This is a genomic window from Staphylococcus hominis subsp. hominis (assembly GCF_002901845.1).
Taxonomy (GTDB): Bacteria; Bacillota; Bacilli; order Staphylococcales; family Staphylococcaceae; genus Staphylococcus; species Staphylococcus hominis.
In genome coordinates this window covers 1-1,735 of sequence record NZ_PPQE01000024.1, presented here as the reverse complement: position 1 = coordinate 1,735, position 1,735 = coordinate 1, and the positions used below count along the sequence as shown (strand labels likewise).

Below are 1,735 nucleotides of genomic sequence, written 5' to 3'. Positions count from 1 at the left end.
AAATGAACATTGAAAACTGAATGACAATATGTCAACGTTAATTCCAATAAAGTAACTTAAATGTTACAAACACTATTTAGTATTATGAGCTAATCAAACATCATAAATTTTTATGGAGAGTTTGATCCTGGCTCAGGATGAACGCTGGCGGCGTGCCTAATACATGCAAGTCGAGCGAACAGACGAGGAGCTTGCTCCTTTGACGTTAGCGGCGGACGGGTGAGTAACACGTGGGTAACCTACCTATAAGACTGGGATAACTTCGGGAAACCGGAGCTAATACCGGATAATATTTCGAACCGCATGGTTCGATAGTGAAAGATGGCTTTGCTATCACTTATAGATGGACCTGCGCCGTATTAGCTAGTTGGTAAGGTAACGGCTTACCAAGGCAACGATACGTAGCCGACCTGAGAGGGTGATCGGCCACACTGGAACTGAGACACGGTCCAGACTCCTACGGGAGGCAGCAGTAGGGAATCTTCCGCAATGGGCGAAAGCCTGACGGAGCAACGCCGCGTGAGTGATGAAGGTCTTCGGATCGTAAAACTCTGTTATTAGGGAAGAACAAACGTGTAAGTAACTGTGCACGTCTTGACGGTACCTAATCAGAAAGCCACGGCTAACTACGTGCCAGCAGCCGCGGTAATACGTAGGTGGCAAGCGTTATCCGGAATTATTGGGCGTAAAGCGCGCGTAGGCGGTTTTTTAAGTCTGATGTGAAAGCCCACGGCTCAACCGTGGAGGGTCATTGGAAACTGGAAAACTTGAGTGCAGAAGAGGAAAGTGGAATTCCATGTGTAGCGGTGAAATGCGCAGAGATATGGAGGAACACCAGTGGCGAAGGCGACTTTCTGGTCTGTAACTGACGCTGATGTGCGAAAGCGTGGGGATCAAACAGGATTAGATACCCTGGTAGTCCACGCCGTAAACGATGAGTGCTAAGTGTTAGGGGGTTTCCGCCCCTTAGTGCTGCAGCTAACGCATTAAGCACTCCGCCTGGGGAGTACGACCGCAAGGTTGAAACTCAAAGGAATTGACGGGGACCCGCACAAGCGGTGGAGCATGTGGTTTAATTCGAAGCAACGCGAAGAACCTTACCAAATCTTGACATCCTTTGACCCTTCTAGAGATAGAAGTTTCCCCTTCGGGGGACAAAGTGACAGGTGGTGCATGGTTGTCGTCAGCTCGTGTCGTGAGATGTTGGGTTAAGTCCCGCAACGAGCGCAACCCTTAAGCTTAGTTGCCATCATTAAGTTGGGCACTCTAAGTTGACTGCCGGTGACAAACCGGAGGAAGGTGGGGATGACGTCAAATCATCATGCCCCTTATGATTTGGGCTACACACGTGCTACAATGGACAATACAAAGGGCAGCGAAACCGCGAGGTCAAGCAAATCCCATAAAGTTGTTCTCAGTTCGGATTGTAGTCTGCAACTCGACTACATGAAGCTGGAATCGCTAGTAATCGTAGATCAGCATGCTACGGTGAATACGTTCCCGGGTCTTGTACACACCGCCCGTCACACCACGAGAGTTTGTAACACCCGAAGCCGGTGGAGTAACCATTTGGAGCTAGCCGTCGAAGGTGGGACAAATGATTGGGGTGAAGTCGTAACAAGGTAGCCGTATCGGAAGGTGCGGCTGGATCACCTCCTTTCTAAGGATATATTCGGAACATCTCGTAGAGATGATACGGAATAACGTGACATATTGTATTCAGTTTTGAATGTTT

At 48.8% G+C, this 1,735-nt stretch carries 1 rRNA gene; it reads left to right on the top strand.

Annotation, left to right across the window (positions count from 1 at the left end):
• The first annotated feature begins 109 nt into the window (after positions 1-109).
• Positions 110-1,660, top strand: a 16S ribosomal RNA gene (locus CD034_RS01515).
• The last annotated feature ends 75 nt before the right edge of the window (positions 1,661-1,735 follow it).